The sequence below is a fragment of the Nakamurella lactea DSM 19367 genome (assembly GCF_000426645.1).
In the GTDB taxonomy this organism is placed as follows: Bacteria; Actinomycetota; Actinomycetes; order Mycobacteriales; family Nakamurellaceae; genus Nakamurella; species Nakamurella lactea.
The window spans coordinates 66,590-88,224 of record NZ_AUFT01000018.1; the positions used below are offsets into that span (position 1 = coordinate 66,590).

Annotated in this window: 15 protein-coding genes; 5 read left to right on the plus strand and 10 right to left on the minus strand. The window is 69.1% G+C overall.

Going from position 1 to position 21,635, the window contains the following annotated elements:
- Window positions 1-84: 84 nt before the first annotated feature.
- The 3 genes from K340_RS0117155 to K340_RS0117165 form a co-directional block, all read right to left on the minus strand.
- A complete protein-coding gene (locus K340_RS0117155; protein ID WP_245599604.1) occupies window positions 85-636 on the minus strand; it encodes a type III secretion system chaperone family protein in 552 nt (183 codons plus the stop codon).
- On the minus strand, window positions 588-1,907 hold the full coding sequence (locus K340_RS0117160) for a L,D-transpeptidase (RefSeq protein ID WP_084614583.1): 1,320 nt from the start codon (window positions 1,905-1,907) through the stop codon (window positions 588-590). The genes K340_RS0117155 and K340_RS0117160 overlap by 49 nt, the downstream gene beginning before the upstream one ends.
- 74 nt (window positions 1,908-1,981) lie before the next feature.
- Window positions 1,982-3,013: a UDP-N-acetylmuramate dehydrogenase gene (locus K340_RS0117165; RefSeq protein ID WP_037365300.1), complete on the minus strand. Its 1,032-nt coding sequence runs from the start codon at window positions 3,011-3,013 to the stop codon at window positions 1,982-1,984.
- Window positions 3,014-3,117: 104 nt separating this feature from the next.
- Here K340_RS0117165 and K340_RS30985 point away from each other — a divergent pair, with 104 nt between their 5' ends.
- The gene (locus K340_RS30985) at window positions 3,118-3,630 is read left to right on the plus strand and encodes a DUF2505 domain-containing protein (RefSeq protein WP_051266667.1); all 513 of its coding nucleotides are present in this window, start codon (window positions 3,118-3,120) and stop codon (window positions 3,628-3,630) included.
- A gap of 87 nt (window positions 3,631-3,717) precedes the next feature.
- Here K340_RS30985 and K340_RS30990 read toward each other — a convergent pair whose 3' ends face one another.
- The gene (locus K340_RS30990; RefSeq protein WP_051266669.1) at window positions 3,718-4,440 is read right to left on the minus strand and encodes a hypothetical protein; all 723 of its coding nucleotides are present in this window, start codon (window positions 4,438-4,440) and stop codon (window positions 3,718-3,720) included.
- 174 nt (window positions 4,441-4,614) lie between these two features.
- On the opposite strand from K340_RS30990, the gene K340_RS0117180 reads away from it, so the two are divergent.
- The 3 genes from K340_RS0117180 to K340_RS31000 are packed head-to-tail and all read left to right on the plus strand — an operon-like array spanning window position 4,615 to window position 7,486.
- Entirely contained in the window at window positions 4,615-5,559 is a 945-nt protein-coding gene (locus K340_RS0117180) for a PAC2 family protein (RefSeq protein WP_029137611.1), read from the plus strand.
- Window positions 5,560-5,618: 59 nt separating this feature from the next.
- Window positions 5,619-6,740 (plus strand): potassium channel family protein, encoded by a 1,122-nt coding sequence (locus K340_RS30995; RefSeq protein WP_084614584.1) that lies wholly within the window; start codon window positions 5,619-5,621, stop codon window positions 6,738-6,740.
- Window positions 6,737-7,486: a GAF and ANTAR domain-containing protein gene (locus tag K340_RS31000; RefSeq protein ID WP_084614585.1), complete on the plus strand. Its 750-nt coding sequence runs from the start codon at window positions 6,737-6,739 to the stop codon at window positions 7,484-7,486. Before K340_RS30995 ends, K340_RS31000 begins: the two co-directional genes overlap by 4 nt.
- A gap of 18 nt (window positions 7,487-7,504) precedes the next feature.
- Here the strand turns inward: K340_RS31000 and K340_RS31005 are convergent, their stop codons facing one another.
- The 4 genes from K340_RS31005 to K340_RS31010 form a co-directional block, all read right to left on the minus strand.
- Window positions 7,505-8,305 carry a sigma-70 family RNA polymerase sigma factor gene (locus K340_RS31005; RefSeq protein ID WP_161632130.1) on the minus strand — a complete coding sequence of 267 codons (801 nt, stop codon included), beginning with the start codon at window positions 8,303-8,305 and terminating at the stop codon, window positions 7,505-7,507.
- Between the two features lie 262 nt (window positions 8,306-8,567).
- The gene (locus tag K340_RS0117200; RefSeq protein WP_029137612.1) at window positions 8,568-13,946 is read right to left on the minus strand and encodes an ExeM/NucH family extracellular endonuclease; all 5,379 of its coding nucleotides are present in this window, start codon (window positions 13,944-13,946) and stop codon (window positions 8,568-8,570) included.
- Window positions 13,947-14,179: 233 nt separating this feature from the next.
- Window positions 14,180-14,998: an inositol monophosphatase family protein gene (locus tag K340_RS0117205; protein ID WP_029137613.1), complete on the minus strand. Its 819-nt coding sequence runs from the start codon at window positions 14,996-14,998 to the stop codon at window positions 14,180-14,182.
- 5 nt (window positions 14,999-15,003) lie between these two features.
- Window positions 15,004-15,567, minus strand: a complete 564-nt coding sequence (locus K340_RS31010) for a GNAT family N-acetyltransferase (RefSeq protein WP_051266672.1) — start codon at window positions 15,565-15,567, stop codon at window positions 15,004-15,006.
- A 219-nt stretch (window positions 15,568-15,786) separates the two neighbouring features.
- On the opposite strand from K340_RS31010, the gene K340_RS0117215 reads away from it, so the two are divergent.
- Window positions 15,787-17,307, plus strand: a complete 1,521-nt coding sequence (locus K340_RS0117215) for an HNH endonuclease (protein WP_029137614.1) — start codon at window positions 15,787-15,789, stop codon at window positions 17,305-17,307.
- Window positions 17,308-17,317: 10 nt separating this feature from the next.
- Here the strand turns inward: K340_RS0117215 and K340_RS0117220 are convergent, their stop codons facing one another.
- Complete coding sequence (locus K340_RS0117220; protein ID WP_051266714.1) at window positions 17,318-18,973, minus strand: aminotransferase class V-fold PLP-dependent enzyme; 1,656 nt, start codon at window positions 18,971-18,973, stop codon at window positions 17,318-17,320.
- Between the two features lie 70 nt (window positions 18,974-19,043).
- Window positions 19,044-21,635 (minus strand): ATP-binding protein, encoded by a 2,592-nt coding sequence (locus K340_RS37320; protein WP_029137616.1) that lies wholly within the window; start codon window positions 21,633-21,635, stop codon window positions 19,044-19,046.

A 21,635-nucleotide genomic window follows, 5' to 3' on the forward strand; every position in this document is an offset into this window, starting at 1 on the left:
GAACGCAGCAACGCTGGTTGTCCGTGGGGACGGAACAGGGGGTCCGGTCGGCTGCACCCCCGAGGTCACGATCGCATTACGAGCTCAGGTATCGATCAGGTGCCGGAACGCCTCGAGGTTCTTCGCCGACTCGCCGCGGGAATGCCGCCAGGCCCACTCGCGCCGGATTGCCGAGGCGAAGCCACGTTCCAGAATCGGGTTGAAATCGGCGTCCGAGGCGGACAACACGGTGCCGAGCAGGGTGTCGATCTCGGCCGTCACCCGGTCGGCAGCAACAGCCGTCAGCCCGAGCCGGCCGACCAGATGGATATCGCCCACCGCGTCCAGTGCGTAGGCCACGGTGCGCAGGGACGCGTTGCGCTGCAACAGATACCGGTAGACGCCCTCGGCGTTCTCGTCCGGCCGGCGGCAGACGAACGACTCGATCAGCAGGTCGTGGGTGCCGACCATCAGCCAGACAAGGGTGCGGTGTCGGCGCTCCCCCGGCAGCGTCACCAGGAAGGCATCCGGACTGCCGGGCGAGCCGTCACCCTCGTGGACGAACTGGGCCCCCAGTTCGTCCAGTGCGGCCGCGAGGCGCCGGGCCGTCAGCCCAGTGCCGATAGGTTCTTCCAGTCTTCCCAGGAGAACGCCCAGTCGTAGACATAGTCCTTGGCGCTCATCTGCACCGAGGTACCCGTCACCTCGACCGGGTCGCCGTAAATCACCATCTTGTACAGCTCTTCGGCGTCCTTGCCGCCCATGTTGATGCAGCCGTGCGACACGTTCCGTTTGCCGAGGTACCCAGCCGCCTCCACGCCCTTGTTCTCGTGGATGAACTCGCCGTTGTTGTTGATCCGGATCGCCCACCGCTCCGGCAGGTTGTAGTAGCCGAACTCCGGGTTCGTCATCTTGTACTCAAGGTCCTTCCTCTGCACGATGTGGATCCCGCTGACCGTGGTCCTCCCCGGTTCGGATTCCTTGCCGTAGGAAACGGGATAGTTGCGGAGAATCTTCCCGTCCTTCCAGACCACCAGATGCTTGGTCTCCACCGCAGCCACCATCACCAACTTGCGCCCGATGGTGAAGTGCCGGACCAGGTCCTCGCGGCCCCAGGCGCCATCGCCGAGGTTCACCCCGGCCAAGTCGGCGGTCACCGTCACCTTGGTGTTGGCCGGCCAGTACTCCTTCGGCCGGAAATGCACCTGGGATTGCTGCGAGCCTTGGTTCATGAAGTCCTCGTCCTGCAGCCAGCCCCACGATCCCTCGATGTCGCCCTTGTCGGTGGTCACCTTCAGCGCCTTCTCGGCGGCGGCCTTGTCGGTGACCGGAGTCAGGAAGGTGAGCACGATCGGGGCGCCGACCCCGACGGTCCCGCCCTCGGGGATCTGGATCAGGGCCTGCACAGTGGATGTCGGCTTGACCGTGGAGATCTTCCCGGAGATCTTCTTGGTGCTGTTGTCCGGCGCCACCGCGGTCCCGGCGAACGTGTAGGTGACGCCATAGGTCATCTTGTCGGTGGTGGTGAAGGTGGCCTTGTCGTCACCGACCTTGCCCTCGATCGTCGACCCGTCGTCCCCGGTCACCGTCATCTCGGCGATCTTTCCGGAGAAAACGGTGATGGTGACCGGGTCGTTCGGGCCGTTGTTCTTGCTGCCGAAGGCCGGTTTCGCACTGATCCGGATCGCGTCGGCAAGCTTCCCCGAGCTGGTCTCGGCGGGCGGCGCCTGCTGGCTGCCGCTCGGATCGGCCGCGGCATCCTGCCCCGGAACGGTGACCGGGGCCGAGCTCTGCGCCACCCCGGGGGTGGTGAGCACGGTAACCACGACTTCCCCGCCCGACGAGCACGAACTGAGCACCATCGCGACCGCGGCTGCCAACGCACCGACCATCGTCGCCCGGCGCGCAGCCGGCCGTCTTTTCCTCATGATCGCTGAGGATACCGGCGGACCATGTGAGACCCGTGGGCACCGACCTGCGGGTACGCCGAGCAGAGCCCCCGTCAGCCCAGGCTCACCCCGACCAACACGGGCTCCGGCTGCAGCCGGACACCGAACGCGGCCTGCACGCCGTCGCGGATCTCGCCGGCCAGCGTCAACAGATCGGCGGTGCTGCCGGTGCCCCTGTTGGTCAGCGCCAGGGTGTGCTTGGTCGAGATAGAGACTCTGCCACCCGGACCCTGATAGCCCTTGGCGAAGCCGGCCCGCTCGATCAACCAGGCCGCCGACAGTTTGGTGCGCCCCGGACCGGCCGGATAGGCCGGCACCGCCACGTCGGGACCGAGCCGGGCCGCAATCGCCGCGGTGGCGGCGGCGAACTGCTGCTCGTCCAGGATCGGATTGGTGAAGAACGAGCCGGCGCTGTTGGTGTCCGGATCGGCCGGATCGAGCACCATCCCCTTGCTGCGGCGCAGCGCCAGCACCGCCTCGCGGACCGCCGCGGGTGGCGCCTGGTCCCCCGCCTGCACGCCGAGCCGACGGGCAAGTTCCGGGTAGCGCACGGCGGTCGACCCCTGGTGCAGCCGCAGCGTGACCTCCAGGATCACCGCCCGATCGGTGCCGCGCAGCATCGAGCTGCGGTAGCCGAGCTGCAGCTCGTCCGCCCGGATCAACCGGATCTCCCCGCGATGACGGTCGAACGCGGTGACGCTGTCCAGGAAGTCGGCCAGCTCGGCGCCGTAGGCACCGACGTTCTGCACCGGGGTGGCACCGACCGAGCCCGGAATGCCGGACAGCGGCGCGACCTCGGCCAGGCCCTCGACGGTCAATTCGGCGACCACGTCGTCCCAGTTCAGGCCGGCCCCGATGGTGACCAGCTCGGCGCCGTCGGCGGCCCGCTCCCGGGCGATGCCACCGATCGCGATCTGCACCACCGGGACCTCGACACCGGCGTCGGCGACCACCAGGTTCGACCCGCCGCCGAGCACCAGCACATCCCGGCGGCCGACCGACTCGGCGACCTGCTGCGGCGTAGCTGCCCTGATCAACTCGGGCGCGGGGCCGCCCAACCGCAGAGTGGTGAGGTCGCAGAGCATGAAGGGGGCGGGCACCTTGCAAGACTAGAGCTGCACGTGATTTCGCCCGCAATACGGTTTACTGGGGCGCGACCAGTTCCGACCCGAACCCCACAGGAGCCTCCGTGTCGACCGATCTGCATGCTGTCCAGAACTACGACGCCGATCCGGACACGGTGTTCGGCAAGTTCTCCGACCGGGGCTTCCTGGAGGGCAGACTGCAGGCGGCCGGCGGCATCGACCCCGAGATCACCGAGCTGACGAGCACCGGCGACGGCACCGATCGCACCGTGAAGATCGCCACCAAGCAGGCGATCCCGGCCTCCGCGATGCCCACCATGGTCGCCTCACTGCTGCCCGGCGACCCGGTGATCTTGCGGACCGAGACCTGGCGGCCGACCGACGACGGCAGCTACCGGGCGGACTTCGACGTGGTGATCAAGAACGCCCCGGCCACCCTGAACGGCACGATGACGCTGAGTCCGGCGGACACCGGGAAATCGGTGCTGACGGTGCAGGGCCAGGCCTCGGTGCCGATCCCGCTGTTCGGCGGGAAGATCGAGAGCGTGATCATCGAGCAGGTCGGCAAGCTGCTGGACGCCGAGGAGATCTACACCCGCAAGGCGCTGGCCGGCTGACCCGCCGGGACAACCCCGCTACGCGCACCGGGACAACCCCGCTACGCGCGCCGGGACAACCCCGCTACGCGCACCGGGACAACCCCGCTACGGCTGGGCGCGCACCAGCAGCAGCGGCTCGGTGTGCCGGTACCAGATCCAGGTGGTGACCGGCCGCGGACGAACGACGCCGTCCAGGGTCGGCGTCATCGGTTCGCCCGTCACCTGGACGGCCCGGGCCGCGGTGGTGCCCGAGCCGCCGCCGAACACTCCGAACCGGCGACGGCGGGTGACGGTCACCGTCAGCCCCTTGCTGTCCAGGTCGTCCGGTCTCACCAGCAGCCGGGTCGCCGGGCCGGCCAGCAGCCGGTGTTCGTCGGCGTAGACCAGCCCGGTGATCGGCGCGATGATGCCCTCGGCCAGCAGCACCCCGCCGGAGTCGTCGCGGAGCAGCGTGGTCGGCGTGGCCACCCCCTGCCCGGCCGTGCGCAGTCCGGCCGGCCCGGTGGGCAACCGGCGGGCCGCGGTGAACGCGGTGGGCAACCGGCTGACGTAGGCCAGCTCGACCGAGCCCAGCCCGTCGGTCCGCAGCAGCCGCAGGGCCACCGCGGCCAGATCTGCATCTTCGCCGATCACCAGCACCCGCCCGACCAGCAGCGGATCGATCTGCTTGCCGGGGCGTGGCCCGACCCGGTGTCCGTTCTGGCAGTCGAGCAGCCGGCCGACCCCGCGGAGCCAGGGCGAGGCGGCCACGGCGGCGGGATCGGCGAAGGCGTCCTCCGACAGGCAGCCGAGTACCGTGACGCCGTTCGTCCCCGTCGGTTCTCCCACCCGTGCAGAATCCCATGGCCCGGCGCCTGGGTCGTCGGCAACGGGTCGTGGGCACGGGCCCGCCAGGTCACGGTTCGCTCTCGGCGAAGGGGAATACTGCCCCGGGAATCCCCATCCGGCCGCCGCTGTTGCATCCTTGAGGGGCAACGACTCGAAGGAGTGCTGAGGAAACACATGCTGGAGCCGGGAGATCTGTACACCCTGAACGCGCAGGCCGCCGACGGCCTGGGCGAGCCGGTGCTGCTGGTCGCCCTCGACGGTTACGTGGACGCCGGGAACGGTGTCCGGATCGCGGTCCAGCATCTGCTGCAGGGCACCGAGGCGCTGACGGACGAGGGTGGCCCAGACTCCCCCGACGCCGGCAACGTGGTGGTCCGGTTCGACGCCGACGTGCTCACCGACTACCGCTCGCGCCGGCCGACCCTCACCTACACCGACGGCGCGTTCACCGCCTACGAGGGTCTCGACCTGCAGATCCGGCGGCTCACCGATACCGCCGGCACCCCGTACCTGCTGCTCACCGGCCCGGAACCCGACCTGCTGTGGGAGCGGTTCACCGCGGCCATCGTCGATCTGGTGCACCGGCTCAACATCCGCCTGGTGATCGGCCTGATGGCTATTCCGATGGCCGTGCCGCACACCCGGCCCGCCGGCATGTCCAAGCACTCCGGCCAACCGGGCCTGGTCTCGACGTCCGAGGCATTCATGGGCACCATGCAGGTGCCCGGCCACGTCGCCGGGCTGATCGAGTACCGGCTCGGCGAGCTGGGCCTGAACGCGATCGGGCTGGCCGCGCACGTCCCGCACTACCTGTCGCGCAGCGATTACCCGGTCACCGCGCAGCACCTGCTGCGGACCGTCGGCGAGTTGGCCGCCCTGCAGTTGGACCCCGAGGGCCTGAACGCCGCGATCGGCACCTTCGACAGTGAGCTGGCCGGCGAGCTGGAGGGGAACGCCGAGGTGGCCGAGGTGGTGCAGGCGCTGGAGCGGCAGTACGACACCTTCGTGGCGGCCACCGGCCGCGGTCTGCTGGCCGAGTCCGAGCCGCTGCCGACGGCCGACGAACTCGGCGCCCAGATCGAGGCCTTCCTGGCCGATCAGGACCCGCACACCAACTGATCGGGTGGCCCCGACCGGCCCTGCGCCGATGCCGCGCCGAACGGCAGTAGGGTTCGGGCGTGTCCAAGGAACTGCCGGTCCGGCTGGCGCTGCCGGAACGTGAACACGGTCCGCTGCGGGCGATCCTCATCCGCATCGGCATTGCCTTCGCCTGCATCGTGCTGACCGCGACCATCGTCTACCTCGAACGCGACGGCTACCGGGATCTCGATGGCAAGGTGGACAGCTGGCTGGACGCCTTCTACTACGCCACCGTCACCCTGTCCACCACCGGATACGGCGATGTCACCCCGGAAACCCCGGCGGCGCGGCTGACGAACATCATCGTCATCACCCCGCTCCGCTTTCTGTTCCTGATCGTGCTGGTCGGCACCACCATCGAGGTGCTGACCGAACGCAGCCGCCAACAGTTCCGCTACGCCCGCTGGAGAAGACGCGTGAAGAAGCACACGGTGGTGATCGGTTACGGCATGAAGGGCCGCTCGGCGGTCGCCGCACTCATCGACCAGGGTTGTCCCGCAGAGACGATCGTGGTGGTCGACAACGACAGCGCGATGATCAAGGTGGCCACCGGCGACGGTTGTGTCGGGGTGGTCGGCGATGCCCGGCGGGAGGAGGTCCTTGTCCGGGCGGCGGTTCCCGGCGCCCAGCGGGTGATCGTCGCTGCCGATCGGGACGACACCAGCGTGCTGGTGACGCTGACCGCGCGCCGGCTGGCTCCGCACGCGACCATCGTGGCGGCGGCGCGAGAAGAGCAGAACATCGGTGTGCTCCGGCAGGGCGGCGCCGACGTGGTGATCCCCACCGCAGAGTCCGCCGGCCGGCTGCTCGGGTTGTCGACCATCGCGCCGGCCGCCGGCGAACTGCTCGAGGATCTGCTGGAACCCGTTGCCGGACTGCAGATCTCGGAGCGCGTGGTGCGTCCGGAGGATGTCGGGCTGGCGCCGTCCCGGTTGTCCGCGCAGGGTGAGATCGTGCTGACGGTGATCCGGCACGGGGTGTCCCACCGGTTCGATTCCGGTGGCGTCAAGGTGTTCCAGCCGGGCGATCGGATCGTGGTGATCCGTGGCACCGAGGGCACCGCCGGCGGGGCCGAGGGCCGCCGCGAATCGTCGGCATCAGCCCGGTCGGCGGTGCCACCGATGACGCCGCCCGCCGATTCCTCGAACGGTGCCCCGTGACGGCCGCCGCCGACCCCACCGGCGACCGGAAGCCCAGGACGGACCCGGAGCCCGTCGATCACCTCGGATCCGACCCGCTCGAACTGGTGCTGGCCGAGAGGTTCCGGCACCTGGCGGTCGGCGACCTGTCGACGACGCTCGCCTCGATCACCGCGCTCGCGGTTGAGACGACGGTCTCCGACCACGCCAGCATCACGCTGATCGACCGACCGGGGTCGTTGAGCTCGGCCGCCGTCACCGACGATGCCGCAGCGGCGGCCGACCGGTTGCAGTACGAACTCGGCGAGGGGCCCTGCCTGACCGCAGCCGCCGACGGCGGCTACTACGCGATCGCCGACACCGCCACCGATCCGCGCTGGCCGCGCTGGGGCCCTGCGGTGCGGCAGTCCGGGATCCGCAGCGTGTTGTCCATCCATCTGTTCACCGCGAACCGGATGCTCGGCGCCCTCAACCTGTACGACGAGCAGAGTCGTGGCTACACCGACGAAGAGATCATCGCCTGCCGGGTGGTGGCCGCACACGCGTCGGTGGCACTGGCCAGGAGCAGAACCGAGCAGGACCTGTGGCGCGCAGTCGATGCCCGGCACCTGATCGGCCAGGCCCAGGGCATCCTGATGGAACGCTATTCGATCAATGCCGAGCAGGCATTCTCGGTGCTGCGCCGGTATTCGCAGAACAGCAATCGCAAGCTCAGCGCGGTGGCCGGGCATCTGGTGTCGACCTCGAAACTGCCTGACAGCAACTGATTCCGCGCCGCTCCGGGCTCAGTTCTCCCAGCGGAGGCGCAACTTGCCGTAGATGTCCCGCAGGATCCGGGAGACCTGCATCTGACTGACCCCGATCCGCTCACCGATCTTCGCCTGCGACCACGACCGGAAGAACCGCAGCTGCACCACGGTCCGCTCCCGCTCGCTGAGGGTCTCCAGCATGCGTTGGACCGTCAACCGGTCCTCGACCCGGCGCAGGTTCACATCGTCGGTGGCCAGTGCCCGGTCGTAGCTGCCGTTGTCGGCCTCGGCGGCCGCCTCCAGCGATGACGGACGGGCCCGCTGCCGCACCTGCTTGGCCTCCCGGACGGTGTCCAGGCCGACGCCCAACTCGGTGGCGGTGCGCCGCTCGCCGGGCTCGCGCCCGGTGTCCTGTCGGTAGTCCTGCTCGAACTGCGCCATCGCGGCCCTGGTCTCCTGCAACCGCCGCGGCGGGCGCACCGTCCACCAGTGGTCGCGGAAGTAGCGCTTGATCTCGCCGGTGATCGTCGGCACGGCGAACTGCAGGAAGTCGTCGGACAGCCCTGGCTTCCAGCGCCGGACCGCCTTGACCAGCCCCAGCGCGGCGATCTGCTCCAGATCGTGCTGATCGACGCCCCGCCCGCGATAGCGTGCGGCGACCGAACGGGCGACCGGCAGGCTGGCCAGGATGACGGCGGTACGCAGCTGACGGCGCCGGGTCGGGTCACCGGCCGCCGAGAGCTCGGCGAGCAGCCTGCCGACCTTGGCCGACCGGCCGCTCGATGGCCGTCCGGCCACGACCGCACCGGCCTTGCCGGGCGAGGATACAACGGACACAGCGCCTCCGCATGGGACAGAAATACAGGTGGCCGCGCTGTTGGACCTGGATCATCAGACCACACCGACACCACGGCCATCAACGGAACTCGCGGGCATTCCCACCATCGGGGACCGCGGGCACGAACCGTCACTCCGGCCTTCGCACCGAATCGCGGGAATCACGGGCCGTCACCCGATCCGGTGCGCCGCCGCCGGCCGCCGCGAGACGGCCGGAGCCCGGGTCGCCGTTGACGGCCCGGGCTCCGGTGGTGAACCGACGTCAGTTTTTGATCTTCACCGTGACGATCCCCGAACCGGACCGGGCCAGGTTCGGATCGGTCGGCAGGAAGGTCGCGATCACCGTGGCGGTGCCCTTGGCAACGGGGATGACGGCGGTCTTCGCCTTGCCGTTCTTGACCGTCACCGACGCGGCCTTGCTGCCGTTGATGTTGACGTTGAGCACCCCGTTGGCCTTCACCGTCGAGTCGCTCACCACCACCGTCGCGGTGAGCGTCAGACCCGATGTGAAGCCGCTCTGCTCGGCCAGCTTCTTCGACAGCGCGGAGACCTTGCCGGTGACCGAGGTGTCGGTCAACGCCGTGTACACCTGGAACTTCGTCTCCGCCGAAGTGGCACCGGCGACATCCGCCGGATTCGCCGGGACGAACTCCGCGGTGACCCGCAGCACCCCGGCCGGCGTCTTCCTGACCACCTTGAACTTCGCCTTGCCGTTCTTGTTGACCGGCACGGTCGCCAACTCGGTGACGCCGTTGCGGAACACCACGGTGCCGGCCGCCTTCGACCCGTCGGCCAACGCCACCGACGCCGTCAGCGTCTGCGGCTTACTGGTGCCGTAGGTTTGGCCGGCCGCGCCGCTGAGCGTGACCGTCGAGGTCACCCGGCAGTCGATCGCCAGATACGGCGCCTTCAGGCTGACGTACGACCCGACCCCGTTCACGTAGGTGTACGCGGCCACCGTGGCATTCCCGGCTTCGACCACCTTGGTCGGTGCGTAGAAACCGTTGTAGGCGGCCTTGCCCGGAGCGACCTTGTCGAACTTCTTGTCGCCGAACGGCGTGGTGAGCCGGATATCGGTCGGCACGGTACCGGTGTTCAGCGCGTACACCGCGACCACGGCCTTGCCGTCCCAGCACTGCGAACGGGCATTGATCGACAGCTTCGGCGGCACGCCTTCCTTGGCCTTGACCGTGATCGGGATCCGCACCGTGGTGCCGGACGGCGCCGCGGTGACGGTCAGGTCGTAACTGCCGGCCGCCAGCGATGCCGGGACGGTCGCGGAGACGTCCGCCTTGCCGTTGAGCACGCCGTTCTTCAACGCGTCGTTGGCATCCAGCACGGTGCTCACCGGGAAGTCACCCAGCGAGGTGTCACCGATCTTGACCGTCACCGAGGTGTTCCTCGGCGACCCGAGGCTGGTCAGGTTCAACCCGCCGACGGTGAAGGCCAGTGCGCTGCCCGGTGCCACTTCTGCCGGCACGTTCGGCAACGAGACGGCGTGCCGGGCGAACGTCGGCGACACCGGGGCGTTGTCCTTCAGGTACTGGATCCAGGCGTCCCGGTCGATCAGACCGGAGTCCTTGACGTCGGTGCCGGAGGTGAAGATCCGGAAGTTGTCGCCGCCGGTGGCCAGGAACGAGAAGGTGCCGATCCGGTAGTTCGCCGCCGGATCCAGCTTCTTGCCGTCGATGGTCACCGAGGTGATGTGGCTGCCCTGCGCCGCGTTCGCGTCGTAGGTGTAGCTGACGTTCTTGCTCAGACCCAGTTGCAGGTAGTTCCGCGACGGGATCGTGCCGTCGGCGTTGGTCTGCCACTGCTGCTCGAGCATGGTCTTGAACTGCGCACCTGTCAGGGTGACCGTCCACAGGTTGTTGACGAACGGCAGCACAGCATTCGCCTCGGCGTAGGTGATCACGCCGTCGTTGCCCTTGAGCAACTCGGCCCGCAGGCCGCCGGGGTTGACCACGCCGATGGTGGCGCCGCCGCGATCGGCCGACGACATCGAATCGACCAGTGAATCGGCCACCAGGTTGCCCAGACTGGACTCCTTGCCGCGGTCGTCCCGGGTCGGAGCGACGTAGGTATCACCGGGACCGGTGTAGCCCGCGCCGGTGCCACTGAACGCGGTGGTGATGTCCGCCGTGACGGACGACACCGGCTGATCGCCGATCACCGCGGCCCTCGCGAGCGCACCGTCCACGATGGTCTTGACCGTCGCCACCCGCGGGTACGTCGCGACCAGGGTCGCATCGTCGGTGGTGACCCGCGCGACGTTGCGGGCGGTGTAGGAGGCGACCGTGTTGTCGGCATTCAGGGTCAGCTTGATCTGACCGATCCGCTCGCCGTAGGAGCCGGTCTGCAGGATCGGCCTGGTCTTACCGGCGACACCGGGAATCGGTGCGTCCCAGACATATTCCTTGTGGGTGTGGCCGGTGAAGATGGCCGCGACCTTCGGGCTGGTCTTGGTGACGATGTCGGCGAAGGCACCACCGGCCGCCACTTCCTGCTCCAGCGTGGCGCCGTCCGGGGTGCCCGATCCGGCGCCCTCGTGGTACTCGGCGATCAGCACGTCCGCCTCGCCGTTGGCCTGATTGCCGTCGGTCAGCTGAGCGGCAACGCGGTTGACGGCGGCGACCGGGTCGCCGAAGTCGAGGCTGGCGATTCCGGTCGGGGTCACCAGGGAGGGGGTCTCCTCGGTGACCGCGCCGATGACGCCGACCTTGACGCCGTCGACCGTGAGGATCTCGTACTCCGGCAGCGCCGGGGTCTGGGTGCCCTTTTCGTACACGTTGGCGCCCAGGTACTTCCAGTTCGCGCCGCCCAGCGGGTTGGTGGTGGCGTCGTAGGGCGCCTGGATCCGGTTCTTCAGATCGTCGATGCCCTTGTCGAACTCATGGTTGCCGACGGCAGATGCCTTGAGATCCAGGGCATTCAGCACATCGATAGTTGGCTTGTCGTCCTCGAAGGCGGAAGCGAACAGCGAGGCGCCGACATTGTCGCCGGCCGACAGCATCAGCGTGTTGGCGTCGCCGCCCTCGGCGCGGAGTTGCTCGACGGTGCCGGCGAACTTCACCGTGTTGGCATCGATGCGGCCGTGGAAGTCGTTGATGTTCAACAGGTTGAGCGTCTTCGGCGGGCTCGTGTTCTTGAAGCTGTTCTTGAAGCCGAGGATCACCGGGTCGTGATCGGAAGCCGCGTACTCGTCGGGCGCGTAGAACAGCGTGCCGTGGTAGTTGTACCTGCTGTACTGCAAGGCCACCGACTCCGGCGAGTTGATGTTCCAGATGTCGGCGCCGGTCGCGCGCTGCTGGGCCTTCGCGTTCAGCAGTACGTGATCCAGCGAGCCGGACAGCCCGGAGAACGAGTAGGAGTACTTGCCGACGTTGAAGTCGTGCTCGGCATCGGTGTAGCCGGCCGCGTACAGCACCTGCAGCGGGTCCTCCTGCGAGTACGAGTTGTAGTCGCCGACCATCACCACGGCCTCTGCGGCCGGATCGACGATCGTCGGGATCCAGTCCTTGAGCGCGGTGGCCTGCCGGACCCGGGACTCGTTGGATGCTCCCTGACCGTCACCGGTGTCGGTGTCACCGGGCCACGGACCGGCAGATCCCTTGGACTTGAAGTGGTTCACCACGAACAGGAACTTGTCGCCGCCGGCCGCCGGAACGAATTCCTGGGCGATCGGCTCGCGGGCGTTGCCGAACGCCTGGTCGTCAGCGCTGAGGGTGCCGAGCGCGTGCGAGGCGCCGACCGGGGTGACCTTCGCGGGCTGGTAGATGATCGCGTTGCTGATGACGTCCATCTCGGAGGCCGGCGGCAGTTCGGTCGACGACGGGACGAAGGCCCAGGTACCCGCGCCGGCATCGGCGTTCAGCGCGTCGACGAGGTGGGCGACCGTGCTGTCTGTCGTTTCTCCGAGGACGACCGAGTTCTCGATCTCCATCAGACCGGCGACATTCGCGCCGGAACCGTTGATGGCGGCGACGATCTTGTCCTGCTGACGCTGCAGGTTCGCCGCGTCCCAGGCGCCCCGCGGGCCGTTGCCCGGGCAGCTGTTGACGGCGATCGGGTTGCCTTCGCGGTCGTTGTACGAGGTGCAGCCGGCGACGTCGGCGCCGAGCTTGGTGAAGTAGTTCAGCACGTTGAACGAGGCGACCTTGAAGTCGGACTGCCCGTCAGCGTTGATCTTGGCGTCGTCCGGTGCTGCGGTGCGGGTGTCGGTCCAGGTGGCCGGGTAGGCGGCGGCGTCGGCCGGGGTGACCTGCGCGGTCGGCTGGAACTTCCAGGCGTTGTTCGCGTAGTCGACGATCACGTCCTTGGTGAAGGTGACCGGCGCACCGACCCGGATCGGATCGCTCATCGAGATATACGGCGGGGTCTGCGCGCTGTTGGCCGCTGACAGGAAGTTCGTCGTCGCGCCGTCGTCCAGAACCACTGCCCTGGCGGCGTTATCGGCCTTGACGGCGTTCGCCTCGGCGGTGCCCGGCTTGGCCACCTCGGTCCACTGCAGCAGCGGCTGGTCGCCGGATGCCAGGCCGAGTTCGCCGTACTGGTTGGTGCCGTAGGTGTTGGTGATCGTGTAGTCGCCGGTCGGCCGGTACAGCATCGACTCGAGGGACTCGCGCTGCACATCGGTGCTCAGCGGCGCGGTGGTGGTGGCCGCGGTGGGCGCTTCGACGGTGTCGGTCAGCTTGACCAGGTCCGCTGCGGTGCTGACGGTCACCTCGGTGAGCCCATTGAACTCGCTGACGATTCCGGTGACCTGCACGTAGTCGCCGATGGCGACGCTGCCCACGGTGGCCGCCGAGAAGACGAAGACGGCATCGGAGCCGGTGTGGCTGGCGAAGTCGATCGCGCCGCCGGTCCCTGGGGTCTGGATGGTGTAGCCGTTCTTTCCGCCGACCGGGTACGCCGCTGTGACCACACCCTTGGTGATGACGGCCTTGCCGGCAAGTGGCGAAGCCGCACCGGTGCCCTGGATCTCCTCGATGGTCTTCGGTTGCGGGACGCCGGGATCGGTCGGGCCGGTGCCCGGGGTGGCCGCGCCGGCGATGAAGTCGACGGCGTTGTTGCCGGTATTGGCGTGGGCAGCATTGCGGGCGACCGAAGTGCTGTTGGTGGTGGCCGGCGCCGGCGATCCGGCGGAGTCGTTGGCGGTCGTGCCCCAACCGACGAAATCGACCACTGCGGCATTGCCGTCACAATCGGTGCCGCAGGCCAGCGCGGTCTGGTTGTTGACCAGCGCCACCTTGCCGCCCGTCCCGGACATCGGGATGGTGCCGGTCACGTCCGGTGTCGGAAGTGGGGTCGCCGACGTGTTGGCGCCGTCGGCCTCCTTGACCAGGTAGTACGCGCCGGGCGCGACCGAGCCGGAGAGGGGCGTCTGTGCCCAGTTTCCTCCGGCGCTGGAGGCGTACTGCACCGAATAGCCGCTCAGATCGATCGGCGTGGTTCCGGTGTTGAACAGCTCGATGAAGTCGCTCAGGTAGGTGGCGCCGGCGTTGCCGCCGCCGCCGTAGACCTCGTTGATGACGACCTTGCTGGTCAGGTCGACGGCCTGGGCCGTCGACGGCACCACCAGCGCAGTTCCCACTGTCAGACCGAGGGCCGAGAAGCCGGCGATCCATCGATTTCTGTGCACGCACTCACCACTTTCTGCGGGTCCGGATTGTGTCCGGAACGTGAAGATCGAGCCCCCCGGCAGCACCGTTGAGGTGCGGCCGGGTCAGTGTGGGCGCTCAGGTGGTCCACCAGCACACGCCTGAGTGAACTTTGTGTGACGAGCCAAGCAGCCCGGAGGCGTCCGGGCAATCAGGTCACCCGTTCGGCGGCGCTCCTTGCCCGAATCGTTATCCGAGACCTCGCCCGAAGGAGCTATTTGCCGCCGCCGGGAAATTCGGTCAACACGGCATGCAGGCTCGGGCCGGCCGCCAGCCAACCGCTCGGCTGGCCCGTAGGAGTGAACTCCGTCATCAGCCCGCCGGCCTCCCGGACGATCAGGGCCCCCGCTGCCCGATCCCAGTGCTGGATCCCTTCCTCGAAATAGGCGTCGACCGTGCCGGCCGCGACCGCGCACAGGTCCAGCGCGGCCGAGCCCATCCGGCGGATGTCCCGCACCCGGGGCAACAGCCGCGCAACGAAGGCGCCCTGGGCAGCCCGCCGGGCCGGGTCGTAGCCGAAACCGGTGGCCACCATCGCCCGGTCCATCGGCACCGGCTCGTTCACCTGTAGCCGACGGCCGTCGAGGAACGCGCCGCCGCCGCGGGTGGCGGTGAAGGTGCGGCCGGTGACCGGATCGCACACGACGGCGACGACCGGATCGCCGGTGCCGTCCGGGGTCTCGCCTTCGGTCGCGGCTTCCACTGCGATACTCACCGAGAAGTTGTCCAGCTGGTAGAGGTAGTTGACGGTGCCGTCCAGCGGGTCGATCACCCACGTGTAGCCGCTGGCGCTCCGATGATCCGCGCCCTCCTCGCCGATGATCCCGTCATCCGGCCGCTCGGCCAGGATCATCTCGACGAGCATCCGCTCGGAGGCGCGATCGGCGTCGGACACCGGATCGGTGGCCGACGATTTCGTCTCCAGCCCCTCGATCCGGCCGTATCGCCGGAGCAGTTCAGCGCCGGCGGCGTGTGCCGCCCTCGTCGCGAGATCGAGCAGCTGCTGCGGTTCTGAGGTCGAGGGTGTTGGCATGGAGGTCATTGTCCTTGACCTGCGGCCAGCTGCCCGCCCCGGGACAGCCGACGGGACATACCGATCTGCGGCACCTGCCATTCGGGATCCGTGAGCTCGCGACCGTCGGCGACGAAGCCGGCAGCCTCGTACAGCCGGCGGGCGCGCTGGTTGTCCCGGAACACCCACAGCCGGATGAATTGCTTGCCGTGCTCGGCCTGGGTCCGACAGACGTGATCGAGCAGGTCCCGTCCGATCCCTGCACCCGCGGCCGCCGGATCGACGTAGAGCGAGGCCAGGTAGCCGGTTCGGTCTTCGCTGTCGTCGGCGACATCGTTCCCGAAGCGAGCGAAACCGACTGCTGCTCCTCGCTTCTCGGCGAGGACGGTCTGCAGACCCGGAGAGGCGCTCCAGTTGTTGAAGATATCGATCGTCCACGGCAGGTCAACCCTGGCCAACACCTCCGCCGGCAGCACGGAGGGATACGCGTGCTGGAACGCCGCGACGAAAATCCGTGCCAGCGATTCGATGTCGGCCGGCCCTGCGGGCCGCAACCGAATCGCCGCGCCCGGTGGTGAGGTCGTCGACATCCGCCCATTGTCACAGCCGTCAGATCCGGCGCTGTCGGTGGTGCGTTCTACGGTGGGCCGATCACGCCGGACGGAACCGCCGCTGGTTCCGGATGTGCTCGCCGATGGCGGCGGCCGCGTGGATCGGGTGCTGCCCTGCCGAGATTCGGTCGGGTTCACCGGAAGCGAACAGAGATCAAATCCCTTGCAGTGTCGGAGGTTCGGAGTAGAATCGAACGTATGATCGACACGGGTGGGGTACCGGAAGGCAGAGCGGCCGTGCTGGCGGCGCTGGCACCGTCGTGGGCGCCGATCCGGCTCACCGCGGGCGAAGGGTTCGCCGAGCAGGCGGCCCGGCTGCTGCGGCCGCTGGGCGACGGGATGATCCGCTCGACCCGGGCCTTCACCGACATCCTGCACACGTCCGCACCGGCCGCGGACCCGGGAACCCGGATCGATCGGATCGCCGCGCTGGAACAGGCCCGGGCGGTCCTGGCCGCCGCGTTGTTGGCGGAGGAGGTCGCGTTCGCCGAACAGCAACGCGCCGCACAGGCCGCCGCCGGGGTGGCGGCCTCGAAACAGGGCCGCGGCATCGGCGAGCAGATCGGCTTCGCCCGCCGGGTGTCGCCGGTCGCGGCGTCCCGGCACGTCGCTCTGGCTGTCACGTTGCGGGACCGGCTACCGCAGGCGTTGCAGCAGCTGTGGGCCGGTGCGGTGTCTGAGGAGCAGTGCGCGATCCTGGCCAACCGCACCTCGCACCTGACCGATCTGGACGCGACGATCGTCGATGCCGGGATCAGCCCGTTGATGCCGGGGTGGAACAAGAAACAAACCGAACACGCCGCCGACCAGGCCGCCTACGCGATCGACCCGAAAGGCCTGATCAACCGCCGCACTGCCGCGGAGAAGGACCGGCGGGTCTGGGTGCGGCCGGGTAAGGACGGGATGGCGAACCTCGGGGCCTCGCTGCCGCTGGCGCAGGGTGTGCGGGTGTACGCGACCCTGCTGAAGAGGGCGAAAGCGATCCGCGGTGTCGGCGGCGAGACCCGCACCCTGAACCAGATCATGGCCGACCTGCTGGTCTGTGCGGTCACCGGCGAACGCGACCCGCATCTGGTGCCCGTCGTGATCAACCTGACCGTCACCCCGGACACGGTATTCAACGGCGGTGACGAACCGGCCTACCTGAACGACTTCGGTCCGATCCCGGCCGAACACGCCAGAGCCATCATCGCCGGCCAACCACCCGACAACGGTCCACCAGCCAGCGGAACACCAGCCAGCGGACCACCCGCCGCGTCCGCCGGCCAGCACCCACCGGGCGAATGCACCTGCGAAACCACCAACCCCGAACCCGATGTGACCGCCCGCGAATTCCGCCGCGCGAAGGTGTGGCTGCAACGCGTGCTGGTCAACCCGGTCACCGGCGTCGCGACCAACATGGACTCCCGGAAACGCGAGTTCGACGGCATCCTGCGCAGGTTCATCACCCTGCGGGACCGGGTCTGTCGACACCCCTACTGCGCCGCCGCGATCCGGCACGCCGACCACATCACCCCCTACCGCGACGGCGGCGACACCAGCATCGACAACGGCCAAGGACTCTGCGAATCCGGGAACTACGCCAAAGACATCCCCGGCTGGCACACCCAACCCGGCGACCAACCCGGCGAAACCATCGTCACCACCCCCACCGGCCACCAATACGCCACCCTGCCACCCCACCAAACCGGCATGCCCGGCCAGACCCAGCGCCGATGACGAGCCGGTGTCAGACGGTCAGCAAACAGCGAGCCGGCAGGTGGAAGTCCCGGAGATGCTCCAGTTCGGGCGGCAGGCCGCTGGGTCGATCCTCGAGGTCATAGCTGGTGGCGGACAGCAACTCCCGAGCCATCGCGAGATAGCTCGGCAGCACCTCCTCGCCGACGGCCGGAGACCACGGCGGACCGACCTGGACCGGCGCGTCGAGCAGCGCACCGAAAGACGGCTCGGGGTCGGCCGGCGCGCAGCGATGCCGCCATCGTCCGCTGCGCGGTTCGAAGAGGTAGTCGTCGAGCAGCCGATAGCCGTCCGTTGCCACCAGTTCGATGGCCTCGATCACGAAATCCGCGACCTCGTCCGTCATGAAGTAGGCGAAATTCACGCGTGCCCACCCCGGTTTGATGCCGAGGAATCCGCGGCCCGCCTGCTCCTGCAGGGCCGCCGACCGCCGCGGGGTGATGCAGAGCAGCTGGTGCCCGTACGGACCCGCGCACGAGCACCCGCCACGGGCCTGGATCCCGAACAGGTCGTCCAGCAGCGCGACGACGAAATTGTGGTGCAACACCCGGCCGTGCCGGTGAACCCGGAACGACACGATCGGCAGCCTCGGCGCACGAAGGTCGCCGAGCAGCTCCAGATGCGGATTGCGACTCCACCGCAGAGCCGCCTTTCGCCAGAAGTGCTGCTCCCGCTGTTCGATCAGCTCGGTGCCGACCAGCTCCTTCACGGTGACGGCGAGCGCCGCCCGGATCGACTCGACGATGGCCGGAGTGCCGCCCTCTTCCCGGGCGACCGGGTCGTCCAGGTACCGCACCGCATCCGGGCCGACGAACGCGATCGTTCCGCCCGCGGGCACCGTCGGGACCGGGCCAGGCACCAGCCCGCGGCGCACGACCAGCACCCCAGGGGACTGCGGGCCGCCGACGAACTTGTGCGGGGAGAAGACGATCGCGTCGCTGTGCTCCGCCCGGATCGGCAGGTACGGCGCCGCGGCGGTGTAATCCCACACCGCGAGCGCCCCGCGGGAGTGCAGGCACCGGCTGATCCGGTCGACGTCCGCAAGGATCCCGGTGACGTTGGAGGCCGCGGAGAACGCCCCGACGCGCAGCGGCCGGTCCGCGAACGTGGCCAGCCGCTCGTCCAGCATCGACAGGTCGAGCACGCCGCTCCCGGTCTGCCCGATCGACACCACATCGACGTCGGACTCGCGCCACACCAGCTCGTTCGAGTGGTGCTCGTGCGGACCTACGAACACCACCGGTCGGGGCCCGGACCCGGTCTTCGGTCCGCGCACGCCGAGCAACCGGGCCAGCTTGTCGATCGCAGCAGTGGATCCGGAGCCGCAGAAGATGACCAGATGGTCGTCGGTACCGCCGACCGCGCGGTGAATGACGCTCCGCGCATGCTCGCGCCAGCGGGTGCTGCGACGGCCGGTGGTCGACGTCTCGGTGTGAGTGTTGGCGTAGCCCGGCAGGATCTGGCGGCGAATGAAGTCCTCGACGAAATCCAGCGAGCGCCCGGACGCGGTGTAATCGGCGAAGGTGATCCGTCTGGGTCCGTAGGGGCCGTCGACCACGTCACCGTCGCCGATCACCCCCCGACGGATCCGACTGAGCAGCGCCACCGAATCGGTGGGTGACGCCGACCGTAGAGACAGAGCTGGCATGGTGCCGATCATCGGCCGTCAGCATCGTTCCCGGATGAGTAAGCGCCGCTCATCTTGGCCACCCGACTACCTAGGGCATCGGGCGATCCGGCAGCAGGCCCAGCCGGCGGGCGGCCCGAACCGCCTCGGTGCGGGAGCCGACGCCCAGTCGCTGCAGGACGACGGCGACGTGGTTGTCCACGGTTCGCGGCGAGAGCACCAGGCGTTGGGCGATCTCGGCATTGGTCAACTCCTGCGCGAGCAGCGTCACCACTTCCCGCTGACGGCCGGTCAACAACCCCGGGTTCGCCCTCGTCGACGGCCGCGGACCTCGTGGCACCCCGGAGATGCCGGCCTGCCGCAGCCGACGCCGGGTCCGGGTCGCCGGCACCGTGGCGCCGAGCCGGTCGAAGAGCTCCAGCGCCTCGAAAACCACTGCGGGATCCGGTGATTCGCTCAATTCCAAGGCTTGCTCGTACGGGTTGCCGGCCAGCGCCCACAGCCTCGCGGCCTCGGCCCAATCGCCGCGCAGTCCCGCGGCGAACGGTGGCGGGCAGCCGGTGAACGGTTCCACCGGGGTACCCGTCCGGCGCAGGTAGCGGAGAACCTCCGCCTGCCCGAAGCGATTCCCGGCCCGCGCGATGATCGGCAGGGCGCTGTTCGCCTCGGCCCTGAGCCGGACGGGATCATCGGTGAGCCAGCAGTTCTCGATCCGCGCGGCAGCCGCCACCGACAGCTTCTGGTCCTCGCCGCTGGCCACCGCCAGCCGCCACGCCTGCTCGAGCAGCTCGACGCCGGCCGGATCGCCACGCCGGCAAAGGATCCGGCCCAACAGGCTCAGGGGATTCACCGCCACCGCGCCCGCGTCGGTGGCGCCCGCCAACTGTTCGCGCAGGCCGGCCTCCGCCGACGACCACTCCCCGCGCAGCAGCTGACACAGGCACAGCTGGGCCTCGATCCGGAACAGCGCGTTGTCCAGGTTGTGCTCCCGCGCCACCGAGCGTGCCCGCACCAGTAGCGGTTCGGCCTCACCGACCCGGCCGGCCCGCAGATGTATCACCGCGAGGTTGTGCGCCGCCACCGTTTCGTAGTCGGCCTGCCGCAACCGTTCGGCGATCGCGATCGACCGCTGCAGGTCGGCGATGCCACGGTCATCACCCTGCGACGACCGGGCCACGCCGCGATAGTTCAGCGCATAGGCAACCACGTCCTCGGCCTCGACCAGCCGGGCCAGCTGCACCGCTCGCTCCACCCGGTCCGCCGCGTCGGCATAGCGGGCCTGAACGGTGTCCTGGGCGGCGAGCATGGCGACGCCGAGAGCCAACGCCTTGCTCGGTCCCAGCGGTTCGAGCAGTTCGACCGCCTGCAGGGCCAGGGTCCGGGCCATCCGCGGCTCGGCCAGCAACGTCCGGATCCGGGCGGACATCAACAGCGCTTCGCCCAACTGGAGGGGCTGCAATCCGTTGTCCCGCAACAGGTCCACCGCCCGATCGGCGTGACCCACCGCCGCGCTGAACTCGTTGCTGCTGTAATGCGCGGCCGCCGCCAGCACGTGCAGGCCGGCCCGTCGGGCACCGGCGAGCCGGCCGTGCTCGAGCGCGATGGTGCAGAACCGGATCACCTCGCGATGACCGTTGACCTGCGCGGCTTGTTCGGCGGCCCGCTCGGCGTGCTCGACGAGCGCATCGTCGTCACCCACCGCCATCGCATGGTGGACGAGCTGGGACGGATCCGCACCGAGTTCGATCAGTGCCGCCAATACCTGGCGGTGCGCGGTGATCGCCCGCGATCGGCGCAGCGAATCCTCCACCGCTCGCCGGGCGAGCTCGTGCCGGAAGTGCATCCCGGCGTACGAAGGCACCAGGATCCCCTGCCGCTCGGCCGGATCGAGCACCGCGACGTCGCCGAACAATCGGGTGATCAGCGCCCAGCCGATCTCGGCGACCACCACCGACAGATCCTCGACCGCCGCCCGGCAATCGGCCGGCAGGGTCGCCATCCGACCGATCACGGCGTGCCGGATCGAGATCGGCACCTCGGTGGCCGGGGCCGCGATCACCTCGCTCAGGTAGAACGGGTTGCCGCCCACCCTGGCGACGATCGGCGCCGGATCGACCCCGGCCTCGGAAGCCAACATGGCCACCGCGGTATCGGACAGGCCGGTCAGCGGCAGCCGCAGGACCGCGGCGGCGGGAATGGAGGCCACCACCCGGAGCAGTGGATGTTCGTCGGCGAGGTCGGGCTCGCGATAGCTCACCACCAGCAACGCGGGCAGGCCGGCCACTCGGCGCGCGAGGAACCGCAACACGTCCAACGACGCCTGGTCGGCCCACTGGATGTCTTCGACGATCACCACGGCAGGTCGCTGGACGAACGACATCTCGGTGACGAGCGAGTCGATCAGCGCATCCCGGTCGTCGAGAATGCCGGTCCCCAGGGCCCCGTTCGCGTCGCGGGCCATGTCCCGGAACGGACCGAGCGGGCGGGGGGTGAGCAGGTCTTCGCAGGTGCCGCGGAAGACCCGGGTGCGGGCCTCGACGAGGTCGGTGAATCGGGCCAGCAGGCTCGTCTTGCCGATGCCGGCCTCGCCGGAGACGAGGACGATGGTGCCGCCACCGAGCCTCGCCCGATCCAGAGCGGTGGCGAGCCCGGCGAGCTCGCGTTCACGCTCCGCGAACCTCAT